Source organism: Pseudomonas sp. 1 R 17, assembly GCF_900067035.1.
GTDB lineage: Bacteria > Pseudomonadota > Gammaproteobacteria > Pseudomonadales > Pseudomonadaceae > Aquipseudomonas > Aquipseudomonas marginalis.
Genome location: NZ_FKLB01000066.1, coordinates 80,242 through 95,015, shown reverse-complemented (window position 1 = coordinate 95,015; position 14,774 = coordinate 80,242). Strand labels below are relative to the sequence as shown.

At 61.4% G+C, this 14,774-nt stretch carries 16 protein-coding genes; 5 read left to right on the top strand and 11 right to left on the bottom strand.

The genetic code is table 11. The features are described 5' to 3' along the window. Positions 1–37: 37 nt before the first annotated feature. Entirely contained in the window at positions 38–610 is a 573-nt protein-coding gene (locus BFP99_RS28295) for a mechanosensitive ion channel family protein (protein WP_003176850.1), read from the bottom strand. Next, positions 610–2,520 carry an ATP-binding cassette domain-containing protein gene (locus BFP99_RS28290; RefSeq protein ID WP_065926670.1) on the bottom strand — a complete coding sequence of 637 codons (1,911 nt, stop codon included), beginning with the start codon at positions 2,518–2,520 and terminating at the stop codon, positions 610–612. Before BFP99_RS28290 ends, BFP99_RS28295 begins: the two co-directional genes overlap by 1 nt. Positions 2,521–2,570: 50 nt before the next feature. On the opposite strand from BFP99_RS28290, the gene BFP99_RS28285 reads away from it, so the two are divergent. Beyond that, positions 2,571–3,035 (top strand): TIGR02444 family protein, encoded by a 465-nt coding sequence (locus BFP99_RS28285; protein ID WP_065926671.1) that lies wholly within the window; start codon positions 2,571–2,573, stop codon positions 3,033–3,035. Here BFP99_RS28285 and BFP99_RS32500 read toward each other — a convergent pair. Further along, positions 3,032–4,033 (bottom strand): AlgP family protein, encoded by a 1,002-nt coding sequence (locus tag BFP99_RS32500; RefSeq protein ID WP_083221266.1) that lies wholly within the window; start codon positions 4,031–4,033, stop codon positions 3,032–3,034. The genes BFP99_RS28285 and BFP99_RS32500 overlap by 4 nt on opposite strands. A gap of 192 nt (positions 4,034–4,225) precedes the next feature. On the opposite strand from BFP99_RS32500, the gene BFP99_RS28275 reads away from it, so the two are divergent. Beyond that, on the top strand, positions 4,226–4,903 hold the full coding sequence (locus BFP99_RS28275) for an FKBP-type peptidyl-prolyl cis-trans isomerase (protein ID WP_065926672.1): 678 nt from the start codon (positions 4,226–4,228) through the stop codon (positions 4,901–4,903). A 52-nt stretch (positions 4,904–4,955) separates the two neighbouring features. Here BFP99_RS28275 and BFP99_RS28270 read toward each other — a convergent pair whose 3' ends face one another. The 7 genes from BFP99_RS28270 to BFP99_RS28240 form a co-directional block, all read right to left on the bottom strand. Further along, the gene (locus BFP99_RS28270; protein WP_027608335.1) at positions 4,956–5,414 is read right to left on the bottom strand and encodes an Rsd/AlgQ family anti-sigma factor; all 459 of its coding nucleotides are present in this window, start codon (positions 5,412–5,414) and stop codon (positions 4,956–4,958) included. Between the two features lie 209 nt (positions 5,415–5,623). After that, on the bottom strand, positions 5,624–6,145 hold the full coding sequence (locus BFP99_RS28265; RefSeq protein WP_065926673.1) for a disulfide bond formation protein B: 522 nt from the start codon (positions 6,143–6,145) through the stop codon (positions 5,624–5,626). 236 nt (positions 6,146–6,381) lie between these two features. Continuing rightward, complete coding sequence (locus tag BFP99_RS28260) at positions 6,382–7,623, bottom strand: heme biosynthesis protein HemY (RefSeq protein WP_065926674.1); 1,242 nt, start codon at positions 7,621–7,623, stop codon at positions 6,382–6,384. 5 nt (positions 7,624–7,628) lie between these two features. Next, on the bottom strand, positions 7,629–8,753 hold the full coding sequence (locus tag BFP99_RS28255; RefSeq protein WP_065948751.1) for a uroporphyrinogen-III C-methyltransferase: 1,125 nt from the start codon (positions 8,751–8,753) through the stop codon (positions 7,629–7,631). An 18-nt stretch (positions 8,754–8,771) separates the two neighbouring features. After that, entirely contained in the window at positions 8,772–9,530 is a 759-nt protein-coding gene (locus tag BFP99_RS28250) for a uroporphyrinogen-III synthase (RefSeq protein WP_065948750.1), read from the bottom strand. After that, positions 9,527–10,468 (bottom strand): hydroxymethylbilane synthase, encoded by a 942-nt coding sequence (hemC, locus tag BFP99_RS28245; RefSeq protein WP_065926677.1) that lies wholly within the window; start codon positions 10,466–10,468, stop codon positions 9,527–9,529. Before hemC ends, BFP99_RS28250 begins: the two co-directional genes overlap by 4 nt. A gap of 137 nt (positions 10,469–10,605) precedes the next feature. Continuing rightward, positions 10,606–11,352, bottom strand: coding sequence for a LytR/AlgR family response regulator transcription factor (locus tag BFP99_RS28240; protein WP_065926678.1), 747 nt, complete (start codon positions 11,350–11,352; stop codon positions 10,606–10,608). A 501-nt stretch (positions 11,353–11,853) separates the two neighbouring features. Between BFP99_RS28240 and argH the strand changes: the two genes are divergently transcribed. Beyond that, on the top strand, positions 11,854–13,248 hold the full coding sequence (gene argH / locus BFP99_RS28235; protein ID WP_065926679.1) for an argininosuccinate lyase: 1,395 nt from the start codon (positions 11,854–11,856) through the stop codon (positions 13,246–13,248). A gap of 36 nt (positions 13,249–13,284) precedes the next feature. Here the strand turns inward: argH and BFP99_RS28230 are convergent, their stop codons facing one another. Next, positions 13,285–13,944: a glutathione S-transferase family protein gene (locus tag BFP99_RS28230; protein WP_065948749.1), complete on the bottom strand. Its 660-nt coding sequence runs from the start codon at positions 13,942–13,944 to the stop codon at positions 13,285–13,287. 125 nt (positions 13,945–14,069) lie between these two features. On the opposite strand from BFP99_RS28230, the gene BFP99_RS28225 reads away from it, so the two are divergent. Both BFP99_RS28225 and BFP99_RS28220 read left to right on the top strand, forming a co-directional pair. Further along, on the top strand, positions 14,070–14,354 hold the full coding sequence (locus BFP99_RS28225) for a hypothetical protein (protein ID WP_065948748.1): 285 nt from the start codon (positions 14,070–14,072) through the stop codon (positions 14,352–14,354). Positions 14,355–14,449: 95 nt separating this feature from the next. Then, positions 14,450–14,704 carry a TIGR02647 family protein gene (locus BFP99_RS28220; protein ID WP_027608325.1) on the top strand — a complete coding sequence of 85 codons (255 nt, stop codon included), beginning with the start codon at positions 14,450–14,452 and terminating at the stop codon, positions 14,702–14,704. The last annotated feature ends 70 nt before the right edge of the window (positions 14,705–14,774 follow it).

The following is a 14,774-nucleotide window of genomic DNA, read 5'->3' as shown; positions in this document are numbered from 1 at the left end:
GCAGAGGCTGGCTATAGATTTTTACACGCGGTAAATGCTAGCGGTCGCCAGGGAACACATGGGTGCCGGGCCAACGCCGCACCGAGCGCTGGAAGAACAGGCTGTTAGGCACCTGTACGATGGCGCTGTCGGTGCCTGCCGCTTCCACTTCGATCAGTGTGGTGTAGAGCAAGTTGATCGCCACTACCCTGCCCTTCACGCCGGGCTTGTCGACGGTATCCACCAACTCGACGATGTCACCGAGGCGAAACGGTCCGACGGTAAAGATCAGGATCGCACACAGCAGGTTGGACAACACCGACCACATGGCGAAGAACGCCACTGCCGCCACTGCGACAAACCCCGACAGCGCGGTCCACAACACCGTGGCGGACACACCCAGCCGGCCCAGCACAAAGATCAACGCACTGCCCATGATCAACCAGCGCAATCCGCCACGCAGGGGCATCAGCAGTTGTGGCGGAAACGGGTAGCGCTCACCCAGGCGCGTCAGGCCCTTGGCGACAAACCGCTGGGCGAGGTAGCCGGCCAGCAGGATCAGCAGGATTTGCACGCCGATCCATACAGGCTCGATCCATTGCGCAGGCAACGGCAGTTGCAAGGCTTCCATCAGGACAGCGCCTCCAGCTCCGCTTGCAGGGTTTCCAGCAGTTCGAGGGCTTCCATCCAGGTTTCCTCCAATTGCCCTTCGCGCACCTTGAGCCTGGCCTGTTCGGCCAGCAGGTCGCGCAGCTCATCCTTGCGCGCAGCCTCGTACACGGCGCTGTCGCCCAGGCTGGCTTCGATCTTGGCCAGGCGCTCGTGCACTTTGCCCAACTCGGCCTCAAGCTTGTCGGCTTCGCGCTTGTGCGGCGCCAACTGCTGGCGCAGTGCGGCAGCGGCCTGGCGCTGGGCTTTCTTATCGGTCTTGTCCGGGTTGACCGGGGTGTTGCTGACCGGCGCATTGCGCAGGCGGTAGTCCGTGAGCCAGCGGGCGTAGTCGTCCAGGTCGCCGTCGAACTCTTCGACCTTGCCATCCGCTACCAGCAGGAAGTTGTCGGTGGTGCTCTTGAGCAAGTGGCGATCGTGAGACACCACCAGGACCGCACCGCTGAACTCCTGCAAGGCCATGGTCAGCGCCAGGCGCATTTCCAGGTCGAGGTGGTTGGTCGGTTCGTCGAGCAGCAGCAGGTTCGGGCGGTCCCAGGCAATCAACGCCAGGGCCAGGCGGGCTTTTTCGCCGCCGGAGAAGTTCAGCACCGGCTCATCGATGCGCGCGCCACGGAAGTCAAAGCCACCGAGGAAGTCGCGCAGGGTTTGCTCGCGCTCGGTCGGCGCCAGGCGTTGCAGGTGCAGCAACGGGCTGGCCTTGGCGTCGAGGGAGTCCAACTGATGCTGGGCGAAGTAGCCCACCACCAGGTTCTCGCCACGGGTCAAACGACCGGCCAGGGGTTGCAGCTCGCCCGACAGGTTCTTGATCAGCGTCGACTTGCCCGCGCCGTTCGGGCCGAGCAAACCGATGCGCGCACCTGGGGTGAGCTGCAGCTTGACCTTCTCCAGGATGGTTTTCTCGCCATACCCCAGGCGGGCATCCGAGAGGTCCAGCAACGGGCTGGAGATTTTCACCGATTCGCGGAACACAAAGTCGAACGGCGAATCGACGTGGGCCGCCGACAGTTCTTCCATGCGCTCCAGGGCCTTGATCCGGCTCTGGGCCTGGCGGGCCTTGGTGGCCTGGGCCTTGAACCGGGCGATGTAGCTTTCCATGTGCGCGCGCTGCGCCTGCTGCTTCTCGAACGCCTGCTGCTGCTGGGCCAGGCGCTCGGCACGCGCCCGTTCGAACGCGGTGTAGCCGCCACGGTAGAGCGTGATCTTCTTCTGTTCGACGTGGGCAATGTTGTCGACCACGGCGTCGAGGAAGTCCCGGTCGTGGGAAATCAGCAGCAAGGTGCCCTGATAGCTCTTGAGGAAGTCCTCCAGCCACAGGATCGCATCGAGGTCCAAGTGGTTGGTCGGTTCGTCGAGCAGCAGCAGGTCCGAGGGGCACATCAGCGCCTGGGCCAGATTAAGGCGCATGCGCCAGCCACCGGAGAAGTCGGCGACCGGACGATCCATCTGTTCGTTGGTGAAGCCAAGACCGGCAAGCATCTTGCGGGCGCGGGCGTCGGCGGTGTAGCCGTCGGCGCTGTCGAGTTCCGCGTGCAGGCGGGCCTGGGCGGCGCCGTCCTGGGCTTTCTCGGCCTCGGCCAGGTCGTGCTGCACCTGGCGCAGGCGCAGGTCGCCATCGAGCACGTAGTCGATCGCGATGCGGTCCAGGGTGTCGATCTCCTGGCGCATATGGGCGATGCGCCAGTCGGCCGGCAGCAAGCAGTCCCCGGAATCCGGGGTCAGCTCACCCAGCAACAGGGCGAACAACGTGGATTTGCCGGCGCCGTTGGCACCGATCAGGCCGGCTTTGTGACCGGCGTGCAGGGTCAGCTCGGCGTCTTCGAGAAGACGTTGCGGGCCACGCTGTAATGTTAGGCTTTGAAGTCGGATCATAATGGCGGCGGAGTCTACCAGCTTCGTTGGCCGCTGGCTTGGGTGTGAATATGAACGCTGACCTGTGGAGCTTTGCTCTCTCGACTTACGCCCGTCCGGGCGTCGAAGCCGCCTGCCTGCGCTTGCAGGAGCAAGGGGCGGACGTGTGCCTGTTGCTCTGCGGCGCGTGGCTGGAACAGCGGGGCGTGGCACTTGAGCCGGAGCGTATGCGCACCCTGCAACAGCTGGCCCGGCCGTGGCAGGCGCAGGTGATCGAACCCTTGCGGCAGTTGCGTGTGCAATGGCGTGCCAAGGTGCAGCAGGATGAGCAACTGGCGGCGCTGCGCGAGCGGGTCAAAGCCCTGGAACTGGATGCCGAACGGCAATTGCTGACGCGCCTGGAAGCGTTGACGCAGGCATGGCCGAAAGGGGAGATGACTCAACCGCGGTGGTTGGAAGGACTGGCGGCTGAGGATGCCGCCAACCTTGACCATGACGCGCTGCAGCAGCTGCGCGTCATGATCACCGGCACTTAGGAAGCGCTGGTTGGGGTGGTGCTTGGCGCTACCGGTGCAGGGGTGCTGCTGGCCGATGCGGTTGGAGCGGTGGTCGCTGCCGGGGTGGCAGCAGGTGCTGCTGGCTTGGCCGGTGCTGGTTTCGCAGCAGCAGGCTTTGCAACTGGCTTGGCGGCTGGCTTTGCAGCCGGTTTTGCAGCAGTAGGTTTGGCGGCTGGTTTGGCGGCAGTGGTTTTAGCAACTGGCTTCGCGGCTGGTTTCGCAGTAGCGGTTTTAGCCGCTGGCTTCGCGGCTGGTTTCGCAGCAGCGGTTTTAGCAACTGGCTTCGCGGCTGGTTTCGCAGCAGCGGTTTTAGCCGCTGGCTTCGCGGCTGGTTTCGCAGCAGCGGTTTTAGCAACTGGCTTCGCGGCTGGTTTCGCAGCAGCGGTTTTAGCAACTGGCTTCGCGGCTGGTTTCGCAGCAGCGGTTTTAGCAACTGGCTTCGCGGCTGGCTTTGCAGCAGCAGTTTTGGTCGCTGGCTTCACGGCTGGCTTTGCAGCAGCAGTTTTGGTCGCTGGCTTCACGGCTGGTTTTGCAACAGCGGTTTTAGCCGCTGGCTTGGCTGGCGCTTTAGCCGGAGCACGGGCACCCAGCACTTTAGCTACGGCTTCCTTCACACGACCAACGCCCTGGGCCAGTTTCAGGCTTTCTTGAGCATCTTTTTTGAGTTGGGAAATGTAGGTGCGGGTTTCAGCTTGACGATCCTTGAGAGCATCCAGCAGGTCTTCGAGTTCTTTTACCGCGTCTTTGGCTTTGGCTTGTGCCTTGGCCTTGCCGGCAGTGGCGGCGTCTTGCAGTTTGGTGCGGGATTTGTGCAGCTTTTCTTGCGCTTTACCGCGTTGTTTTTCCAGCTTGGCGAGCAGTTTTTCTGCATCGGCCAACGCTTGGGAACATGCGCTTTCCAGATGTTCGAGCAAGCTGCCCGACAATTGTTGGAGTAAATGCAACGGGGTATTTACAGGCTTCTGTTTGGCCGACATGGTTTACCTCCTGGCTGACGTGGGTGCGGCTCATACTAGCCCTCTGCTCTTACCGCCGCTAGGGCATGTTGACAGTATCGTTTGCGTTGCGTTGCAACGTGCGAAAATTCTTATCGATATAACGAAAACACGCGGCACTTTTTACGCACTCGCACTGGCATAATCCGTCGCACTTTCGGCAGGAGAATGCCCATGTCGCGTTACCTTTTCCTTGTGCTGGGCCTGGCGATTTCCACGGCCAATGCGAGCGAGCAATCACCGTCAAAAACCACGCCCCAAGACCAGCACGACCTCGCCTACAGCCTGGGCGCCAGCCTCGGTGAGCGCCTGCGCCAGGAAGTCCCGGACCTGCAGATCCAGGCCTTGATCGACGGCCTCAAGCAAGCCTATCAAGGCAAGCCGCTGGCGTTGGATAACACGCGCATCGAACAGATTCTTGCCGAGCACGAAGCGCAGGCCGAAGCCGACGCCCAAGCGCCTAAAAGCGAAAAGGCGCTCGCCGCCGAGCAGCAGTTTTTAACCAGGGAAAAAGCCGTGAAAGGGGTGCGCGAGTTGGCCGATGGCATCCTGCTCACGGAACTGACACCCGGCACTGGTAACAAGCCTGGCGCGAATGATCAGGTCCAGGTGAACTACGTTGGACGATTGCCCGATGGCACGGTCTTCGATCAGAGCACACAACCCCAGTGGTTTCGCCTGGACAGTGTGATCAGCGGCTGGAGCAGCGCGTTGCAGCAGATGCCGGTCGGGGCCAAATGGCGCCTCGTGATCCCATCGGCCCAAGCCTATGGAGGCGACGGTGCCGGCGAGCTGATCCCGCCGTATACGCCACTGGTATTCGAGATCGAATTACTCGGCACCCGTCATTGAGCCAATAAAAAACGGTGCGCCATGCGCACCGTTCTTATCTCGCCCGCAAAGGTCAGGCCTGGGGGACAGCTTCTTCCTTATGGGCGTTGTGGAGCACTTCGATCAGGCAATCTTCCAGTTCGAAACGCTCATGGAGCAGGCCACCCAACTCCTTGAATTTCTCAGCAACGCACTGGCCGGCATCACACAGGTCGGTGAACGCCAGCAGTTTCTCAGTGATGACATCGATACGCGGGTAAAGGGTCTCGGCCAGTTCCAGACCACGCTTATCATCGAAGGCTTCCGCCTCTTTGGTCAACTGCTCGTAGACACCGAAATGGCCAGCAGACACATAGTCCACCAACACTTCACAGAACTCCTGCAACGGCTTGCGATTCTCAGCCAGGGCCTCGGGCTTGGCGCCGAGAGCATCAAAGGCGCGAACCAGTTCGTGACGTGCCTTCAACCAGCTGTCGATCAGCTTGTGCACCCCACCCCAGCGTTCCTGAGCATTCTGACAACTTTCCAGCATGATGATCTCTCTTCCCTATAGGGGCGCTGCCGCCTGATGCCCGCGCAACACTTCAAGGATAAAACAGCAGCGGGACAAGGCCGCGTCTGACAAACGGTTTCAATAACGCGTGCGGGCCAGATTATGCCCCCATGACTATGGCTTCAAGGTACGCAGGAGAGAAAGTTCATACAAGTGTTTAATCCCGTCCTACAAACTGCGGCCTCCGATCAGTGGCCCGCTGAGCGCAACGGACGGCTCAAGAACAGTCGGGAAAACTGCATGACACCGAGGATCAACATGCCCAGGAAGAACAACAGGCTCCACTCGGGAAGGCTCAGGTCAAATAGCGTCCAGCTTATTTCCATACAATCGACCGTGCCTTCGACCGTCAATTGCAACGCCTGCCACAGCGACAGGTTCTCGAGCATGTGACTGAGACTGGGCCAGCAATCGGCGGCCTGATCCGCTGCGGCATTTTGCAGCAGCACCTGGCGTACGGCGGTGATGGCACCCAGCAACGCACAGACCATGCTCGTAAACCCGTACAAGTAAAAAGTGGAACGCCTGGGGTTGTGGATAGCGGCGACCAGATTGATCAGCGTGAAGGCAGCCAGAAAGGCCCGTTGCATCTGGCACAGGAAACAAGGGCGTAACGAGGCACCGAACTCAAGATAGAAGGACGCACCCAACGTCAGCGCACCCGCCATGAACGCAAGGAAAAACAAGGAGCGTGAAGGGGCCAAAGACATGCTTTATCCGCATCGCGAGAGATAGGTCGTTACGTTAGAGGAAAGGCCTGACCCCTTTCAATACGCGCCAGAGCAGACGATTCCGTGAGAACGTAGGGACATCCCGTCAGAGAATGGAAGACTTGAAGCGCATGAACGTAGGAGTTTGCTTCAAAGCCCCTCAGGGCCGGCATATGCGCAGCATTGAAGGGCTGGTCATCAGAAATATCTGAGCCAACCCTAGACTTCTTCCTGCATCAAACTCGGGCAGGAACTGGCAGCGGAGACGCCAGCAAGCGGTTATCCAATAAGCCCAGGCCTTCCTGGAACAACTGGTTGCTGCGCTCGGTGTCGCCCAACTGCGCCAACAGCCGCGCCAGTTCGGCACAGGCCTCGGGATTACGTTGCACCTGCAGGCTGCTTTCCAGGTAATCACGCGCCTTGCCCCACAGGCTGTTTTGCAGGCACAGACGACCCAATGTCAACAACAGGCTGGCATCGCCCGGGTGGTCCTTTAGCCAGCCCTCGGCAAACTTCAATTGCCGGGCAGGATCACTGCCGCGCAGCAGGCCGTAGAGACGAATCAGGTGGCTGTCGTAGCCGCGCTTGATGGCACCGCGCAACGCCTCCTCCGCCTTGGCATCGGCGCCCAATTGACGCAGTTGCTCGGCATAGGCCAGGACCAGTTGCGGCTCCTGGCGCTGGGCGGAAGTGAGCTGTTGCCAGGCCCGCTCAAGAGACTGCAGGCCGGCTTCGCCCTGCTCTTCGCGCTGGGCCGCCAGGCTCAGGTTCTCCCCCCAGGCACGCCGCTCCAATTCGGCCAATTCGCCGGCGGGCAGTACCTTATCCTTGCGCAGCTCCGGCAACAGGCGGATTACCGACGACCAGTCGCCACGCTGCTGGTGCAGACGCTGCAATTGGCGCAACACTTGGCCGTTGTGGGGATGACGCTCGTGCATGGCCTGCAAGGTGGTGAGCGCGCCGTCAGTATCGCCACGGTCCAATTGCAACTGCGCATGGCTCAAGGCAACCGCCAGCTCGGCCTGGGGCTGACGCTCCAGGGCGCGCTCGAGCAAACCGTCCGACTCTTCATAACGGCCCTGCTCATTCGCCGCCCGGGCCGCGCCCAGGTAGTACAGCAATGGCTGGCGCTCGGCTTCGGCGGCACGGTGCAGGTGACGTTCGGCACTGGCCCAACGGCCTTCGGCGAGGTCCATCTGGCCCTGTTCAATGGCGATCTGCACGCGGCGACTGCGGTTACGTCGTGACCACGGGTTGACCACGCCACCCGAGGTGGTGACCAGGCTCAGCAATACGCGGATCAAGTAGATAGCCAGGGCGAAGACAAACACCGCCACCACGGTAGCCCATAGGCTCGACTCGTAGTGCAGCACATGAGGATAGGTAATCAGCACGTAGCCGGTGTGTTTCGAAATGCCCACGGCCAGTGCCAGGGCGATTGCAATCGCCAGCACCAGGATCACATAGAAACGCTTCATCGGCTCTACTCCTGCTTCGCCGACGTGGCCGCCGGCGTGGATGCCGCCTTGGCTTCGTCAGCAGACAGATGACGACGTTCGAGGTACGCCTGCACCGCAGCCAGGCTCGCCGCCAGGTCCGGGGTCACCACCGAGACAGCCTTGGGCTCAAGCTCGGCGATACGCGCCAGCATCGCCTTGCTCTGCGGGTTGTCCTGGTTGAAGTTGTCCTGCAACACGCTGCGAGCCTCACCCAGGGAGCGGCTGTACACCGCCGATTCACCATTGAGCGCCGCCCATTGTGCTTGCTCCAGGGCCAGGCTGAGGGCCAGGCGTACCTGGTTCAGGCCTTGACCGGCGAGCAGTGGACGAATGTTGTCGTCGGGGTTGAAGTCGATGCGGAAGTAACGGGAAATCTGCTCCCACCACTGGCTCCAACGGCTGTCCGTATCGGTGCTCGGACGCCCCTGGGATGCGGGCTCGGTCAGTTGATACTCAGGGGCAATGGCCGCCAGTTGCACGACCTGATCACGCAAGGCCGCCAATTGCAGATACAGCCCGGTGCGATCCGGCTGCTCAGTACTGCGCAACGCGGCAAGGCTCTTGGCCAGCTGCTCGCGGGCAGCGTAGGAGCCCGGATCGCTTTGCTCGCGAAGAATCTCGTCGGCGCCCTGGACGAGGGCCTGGGCGCTGTTGATGTCTTGCAAGGCAGACAAGCGCAAACTCGCCAGGCGAATCAGGTGCTCGGCCTCAGCCAGGCGCCAATCCTTGCGGCTGGCACCCAGCACGGTTTCCAGGCGCTGGCTCAAGCGCTGCTGGTCACCCTGCAACTGGGCCACCAGCCGACGGCGCTCCTCAAGCTCATCCGCACCCGGCAGTTGCGCCAGGCGTGCAGCCAGTTGTTGCTGGCTTTGCTTGAGGGCCTGGGATTGGTCATCCAGGGTCTGCACTTGACCCAGTTGGTGCTGGCTGCTGGCTTGCAGGGCACGAACCTGCCAGAGACCCCAACCGCCGGCGGCAACACCCGCAGCGCCAAGCAGCAGGGCGACAACTGCCAGGCCATTGCCGCGGCGCGGCGCGGTGACCGGTGACTCAACCGGCGCATCAAGTGCGGGTTGGGTTTCATCTTTAGGCAAGGCTGTTTCGCTCACGTATCCGTCCTTTGCGTATCAGAGAGTGGGAACGGCATGACTCCGTAACGCCACTAACAAAGCCGCGGCACTCGCGCCGCGACAATCCACAACTTTTTCTGCGCCAGCGGCCCGCGCCATCTCGGCGACTCGCGGGCTGGGCACGAACAACGGCAGCTGCGCCACCTGTGGCCAATCGGATCCGGCCAGGACCTGCAGGTGCAAAAAACCCTGCCCACTGCTGACCACCAGGCCGTTCAAGCGTTCCAACTGGATGCGCCGGGTCAGTACACCGGTGTCGTAGGCCGGAAGGAAACGACGATACAACTCCAAGTAGTCGACACTAGCACCTTGCTCGCGCAAACGCTCAGCCAGCAGCTCCCGCCCCCCCTCGCCGCGCAGGATCAACACCCGCGCACCGGGCCGTGCGATAGCCTCGCGCAACGCAGGCAATTGAAGCAAGGCCTCGCTGTCGTCGCCGGTTTGGGGATAGTGAACGGGAAGGCCGTGATCAGCCAGGACCTGCGCGGTGGCCGCACCGACGCTGAACCACGGCAGTTGCGGCCAGGCTTGATCCAACTGCTGCACGGCAAGCCGCGCGGCCGGTTTGCTCACCACGATCACTGCACAGTAGCGGCCAAGATCACCGAAGACGGCCTGTTGTTCGGGGGTAACGGGTAACGGTTCGATGTCCAGCAAAGGCAAGCTGCTGCTGAAGATACCGGCTTCGGACAACGCCGCCGCCAGGGCCGCCGACTCCTCGGCAGGCCGTGTCAGCAGCACGCGCCAACCGGTCACTGCGGGCCGGCCTCGCCGTAGACTTTTTGCAGAATGGCGCCAGCGCCCTTGTCCAGCAGCTCTTCAGCCACCTGGACACCCAGGGCGATGGCGTCACGCTGCGGACCACGGATTTCAGCAGTCAGCAGAGTGCCCCCATCCGGATCCCCAACCAGGCCACGCAGCCACAGGTTTTCACCTTCGAGCACGGCGTAGCAGGCGATCGGCACCTGGCAGCCACCGTTGAGGTGCTTGTTCAGGGCGCGTTCGGCCGTGACACGCACTTCGGTCTCGTAGTGATCCAGGGGGTTGAGCAACGCGTGGATTTCACGGTCGGCAGTGCGGCATTCGATGCCCACGGCGCCTTGCCCGCCAGCAGGCAGGCTGTCTTCGACGCTGATGGCCGAGGTGATGCGGTCTTCGAAGCCCAAACGGATCAGGCCGGCGGCGGCGAGGATGATCGCGTCATACTCACCGGCATCGAGCTTGGCCAGGCGGGTGTTGACGTTGCCGCGCAGGAAGCGAATCTGCAGGTCCGGACGACGGGTCAACAGCTGTGCCTGGCGACGCAGGCTGGAGGTACCGACAATGCTGCCCAGGGGCAGGTCATCCAAAGACGCAAAGGTATTGGAAACGAAGGCGTCACGCGGGTCTTCACGCTCACAGATGCAAAACAGGCCCAGGCCTTCGGGGAAGTCCATGGGCACGTCTTTCATTGAGTGCACAGCGATGTCGGCTTCGTTTTCCAGCAGCGCGGTTTCCAGTTCCTTGACGAACAGGCCCTTGCCGCCGATCTTCGACAGCGGCGAGTCGAGCAGCTTGTCGCCGCGACTGACCATGGGCACCAGGGTCACCTTGAGGCCGGGATGGGCCTGTTCAAGGCGTGCTTTGACGTATTCGGCCTGCCACAAGGCCAGGGCGCTTTTACGGGTGGCGATGCGGATTTCGCGAGAGGACATGGATCAATCCGTACTGAATAGATACGGCAGATAATAACAGCTCAGGCAAATACGCTTTGATTTGAATCAGCAAGTGCGGGGCCTCCCTGGCCACGTCGCACCGGGATAATGAATGCAGGCTTGCCAAAACCCTCGGGCTAAAGCTGCTGCATCATCTTGCGCACGCCGGCGACATGGCGCCGGCTGACGATCAACGCATCCCCGTTAAGCCCTTTGAGGAATAACTGAAAGTGCCCGAGGGGCGTGCGCTGCAGGCGCTCGATTCGCTCACGGGCCACCAGCGCGTTCCGGTGGATTCGCACGAAGCGGTCACCGAACTCATCCTCAAGGGCCTTGAGCGGCTCATCGAGCAACACTTCGCCAGCCTCATGCCGCAGGGTCACGTACTTGTGATCGGCAATGAAGTAGACCACCTGGTCCAAGGGGATCAACTCGATGCCTTTGCGTGTGCGGGCGCTGATATGGCTGCGCGGCCCGTTGCCGCTTTGGGCGGCTGGCTGGGTCAGGGCAGCGAGTTGGGCGCGGTTGGGACGTTCGGCTTTCTTCAGGGCCCTGAGCAAGGCCTCGGCAGTCACTGGCTTGACTACGAAGCTGACACCACTGGCTTCCAGTGTCTGCGCGGCAAACTCTTCTTGCGCGGCACACAACACCACGGCAGGTGGCGATTCGCGCTCACTCAGGCGGGCAGCAACTTGCAGGCCATCGAGGCCCGGCATGCGGATATCGAGCAACACCACGTCCGGCTTGAGGCTGTCGATCAACGTCAACGCCTCCTCGCCGCTGGTGGCACTCGGTTCAAGGACTGTATAACCCTCGAGTTCACTGACCAAACGGCTCAGTCGCTCGCGGGCTTGGGGTTCGTCATCAACGATCAGGACATTCATATAGCGCTGGATTCCTGCGTGAGTCTCGCACAAGGATAGCGTAGACAGGTGCGGTGACTTGCGTCACAGCGATCCACGCTAAGACTAGCGCGAGCGGCAAAAAGTGCCCTGACAGCGGCACCCATATTTACCCGGACCTGTTCAATAGCGCCCAAGACCTGCTGCCTTCGGGCATCGTCGTAGGGTTTGCTGATACACAATCCGAATACCCCCCTTTTAAATGGATAGTCAGGCTCTGACCGCATTACCCGACTTTGGTGCATTCACACACTATCAGTCCACTGTAGACGCTCGCCGAGACGATATTGCTCAATCGTCAAATATCGTATCAATAAGCACCTGTCTCCAGTCTCGTCCCGGACGCGGTCGGCGGCAAGGCACTTAGCCATCCTTTGCACAAATAAAAATGCCGACGACCCGCGGCACCGCCTCCAAGGGCAACCCTGTTATTATCGCCGGCACACTTTCATGCCTCTTAATAAGCAGACCACGAGCGAACCCATGAGCACCGACAAGACCAACCAGTCCTGGGGCGGCCGCTTCAGTGAACCCGTCGACGCCTTCGTCGCCCGCTTCACCGCCTCCGTCACCTTTGACCAGCGCCTGTACCGCCACGACATCATGGGCTCCATAGCCCACGCGACAATGCTGGCCAAGGTCGGCGTGCTGACCGACGCCGAGCGCGACAGCATCATCGATGGCCTGACCACCATCCGTGGTGAGATCGAAGCCGGTACGTTCGACTGGCGTGTCGACCTGGAAGACGTGCACATGAACATCGAGGCCCGTCTCACCGACCGTATCGGTGTGACCGGCAAGAAACTGCACACCGGTCGTAGCCGTAACGACCAGGTGGCCACCGACATCCGCCTGTGGCTGCGCGATGAAATCGACCTGATCCTGGCCGAAATCACCCGCTTGCAGAAAGGCTTGCTGGAGCAGGCCGAGCGTGAGGCGGACACCATCATGCCTGGCTTCACCCACCTGCAAACCGCACAACCCGTGACCTTCGGCCACCACCTGCTGGCCTGGTTCGAGATGCTCAGCCGCGACTACGAGCGCCTGGTGGATTGCCGCAAGCGCGCCAACCGCATGCCGCTCGGCAGCGCAGCCCTGGCCGGCACCACCTACCCGATCGACCGTGAGTACACCGCACAACTGCTGGGTTTCGACGCCGTCGGCGGCAATTCCCTGGACGGCGTGTCCGACCGCGACTTCGCCATCGAATTCTGCGCCGCCGCCAGCATCGCGATGATGCACCTGTCGCGGTTCTCCGAAGAGCTGGTGCTGTGGACCAGTGCGCAATTCCAGTTCATCGACCTGCCGGATCGCTTCTGCACCGGCAGCTCGATCATGCCGCAAAAGAAAAACCCCGACGTGCCCGAACTGGTGCGTGGCAAGAGCGGCCGTGTATTCGGCGCACTGATGGGCCTGCTGACCCTGATGAAAGGCCAGCCTTTGGCCTACAACAAGGACAACCAGGAAGACAAGGAACCGCTGTTCGATGCCGCCGACACCCTGCGCGACTCGCTGCGCGCGTTTGCCGACATGATCCCGGCGATCAAGCCCAAGCACGCGATCATGCGTGAAGCGGCCCTGCGCGGTTTCTCCACGGCGACTGACCTGGCGGACTACCTGGTACGCCGTGGCCTGCCGTTCCGCGACTGTCACGAGATCGTTGGCCATGCGGTGAAATACGGCGTCGACACCGGCAAGGACCTGGCGGAAATGAGCCTGGAAGAGCTGCGCCAGTTCAGTGACCAGATCGAACAGGACGTGTTTGCCGTGTTGACCCTGGAAGGCTCGGTGAATGCCCGTAACCACGTGGGCGGTACCGCGCCGGCACAGGTGAAGGCTGCAGTCGCTCGCGGCCAGGCCCTGCTCGCCAGCCGCTGAAAAAGGTGGGAGGGGGCAACCCCCTCCCACATTTGATCATTTTTTGGCCGCAACCATCGCCATGAACGCCGGCATCGCGGCCTCCCTGTCCGCCGCCACCTTCTGCGCATTAGGCATGGCATGCAGTCGCTCCAGCAACGCTCTGGCCGCCGGCAATTCAGCCAACAGGTCCAGGCCAAACAGCTTCTCGCTCACCGCACAGGCGAGGTTCACGCTGTACATGAAATACAGATCCGCAATCGTAAAGCCCTCCCCCGCCACATAAGGCGCGAACTTGCCGTGACGGCCTAAAGAGCCGATCCCCAGCAGCAACTCAGCCCTGGATTTCGCCTTGATCGCCTCCGGCACCGGCATACCGAAAAACGCCTCGGCAAAACACGCGCGGGCGGGCAATTCGATGTACAGCTCGATTTCCCTGCACAACGCCAGCACTTGGGCACGCTGGAACGGGTCGGCCGGCAACAGCGACGGGCCTTCCTGGGAGTGCTCGATGTATTCGAGGATCACACTGGTTTCGTTGATAAACCCCTGCTTCACGCCCAGCACCGGCACCTTGCCACGCGGGCTGACCGCCAGGGCTTCAGGGGTTTGCCCGGCATAAAAGGGCACCTCCTCAAAAGCCAGGCCTTTCTCCAGCAGTGCCAGTTTCACCATGTTGTAGTAGTTGCTGACCGAGAATCCGTAAAGCTTGAGCATCGCAAAGCCTCCAGGCCGTGTGCGGGGTTGGCTGCAGGAGTTATAGATCCCAGGGCCGGTCCTGACCAGCAGCATCACCTGCCTGAATGGGGGTAGACTGGCGCCCTTTCCTTGAGGAGCCTGCCATGAGCGAGCCGACCGATATCGACAGCGACGAAGAAGCGTTCACCGAAAACACCTTGATCGAAGCGATCGAAAACCAGATCGAAAGCGACAATCCGCCCGCAGCCAAGGCCACTTTCAATAAACTGACCCTGGTGGGCTATGAACGTGAAGAGATCCTGAATCTCATGGCTCATGTGTTGGCTTTCGAGATCGACGCGATGCTGGATGATGACCGCGCATTCAATACCGAATGGTATGAAACAGCGCTGCGGGCACTGCCTGAGCTGCCGCCCGAAAAGGAATAATCCCGGCACACCGCAACACGCTGGACAGTTCGGCAAAGTGCGTTCACCTTATGGCCTGCTAGCCTCTAATAAATTTTAGAAAGTCTGGAGTCCTTATGTCGTATACCCCTGAGTTGGTTGCCGAACTGGAAATCCTTGTACTCTTCCCCTTGGACAGCACCAAGGAAGGTCTGAAAGTCCATCAGACCGCCGCTCCCTCTGCCATCGCCGCTGCCAAGCGCCTCCATGCGAAAGGACTTATCGATCAACCGGACGGAGGCTACCTGACCAGCCTTGGCCGGGACGCTGCAGAGCAGGCCCAAACCCTGCTGACCATCCTGAGCACCGCCAACACCAAAGAAGCCGCCTGATCCGTATACCGCCCATGGAGTCCGGCTCTTGCGGACTCCGAGGGCACTGTTGTGCAACGGCCCGCTTTTT

Bases quoted from the DNA above. Each gene is read 5' to 3' on its own strand.
- BFP99_RS28295 (WP_003176850.1), bottom strand. From the start codon at position 610: ATGGAAGCCTTGCAACTGCCGTTGCCTGCGCAATGGATCGAGCCTGTA.
- BFP99_RS28290 (WP_065926670.1), bottom strand. From the start codon at position 2,520: ATGATCCGACTTCAAAGCCTAACATTACAGCGTGGCCCGCAACGTCTT.
- BFP99_RS28285 (WP_065926671.1), top strand. From the start codon at position 2,571: ATGAACGCTGACCTGTGGAGCTTTGCTCTCTCGACTTACGCCCGTCCG.
- BFP99_RS32500 (WP_083221266.1), bottom strand. From the start codon at position 4,033: ATGTCGGCCAAACAGAAGCCTGTAAATACCCCGTTGCATTTACTCCAA.
- BFP99_RS28275 (WP_065926672.1), top strand. From the start codon at position 4,226: ATGTCGCGTTACCTTTTCCTTGTGCTGGGCCTGGCGATTTCCACGGCC.
- BFP99_RS28270 (WP_027608335.1), bottom strand. From the start codon at position 5,414: ATGCTGGAAAGTTGTCAGAATGCTCAGGAACGCTGGGGTGGGGTGCAC.
- BFP99_RS28265 (WP_065926673.1), bottom strand. From the start codon at position 6,145: ATGTCTTTGGCCCCTTCACGCTCCTTGTTTTTCCTTGCGTTCATGGCG.
- BFP99_RS28260 (WP_065926674.1), bottom strand. From the start codon at position 7,623: ATGAAGCGTTTCTATGTGATCCTGGTGCTGGCGATTGCAATCGCCCTG.
- hemC (WP_065926677.1), bottom strand. From the start codon at position 10,468: ATGTCCTCTCGCGAAATCCGCATCGCCACCCGTAAAAGCGCCCTGGCC.
- BFP99_RS28240 (WP_065926678.1), bottom strand. From the start codon at position 11,352: ATGAATGTCCTGATCGTTGATGACGAACCCCAAGCCCGCGAGCGACTG.
- argH (WP_065926679.1), top strand. From the start codon at position 11,854: ATGAGCACCGACAAGACCAACCAGTCCTGGGGCGGCCGCTTCAGTGAA.
- BFP99_RS28230 (WP_065948749.1), bottom strand. From the start codon at position 13,944: ATGCTCAAGCTTTACGGATTCTCGGTCAGCAACTACTACAACATGGTG.
- BFP99_RS28225 (WP_065948748.1), top strand. From the start codon at position 14,070: ATGAGCGAGCCGACCGATATCGACAGCGACGAAGAAGCGTTCACCGAA.
- BFP99_RS28220 (WP_027608325.1), top strand. From the start codon at position 14,450: ATGTCGTATACCCCTGAGTTGGTTGCCGAACTGGAAATCCTTGTACTC.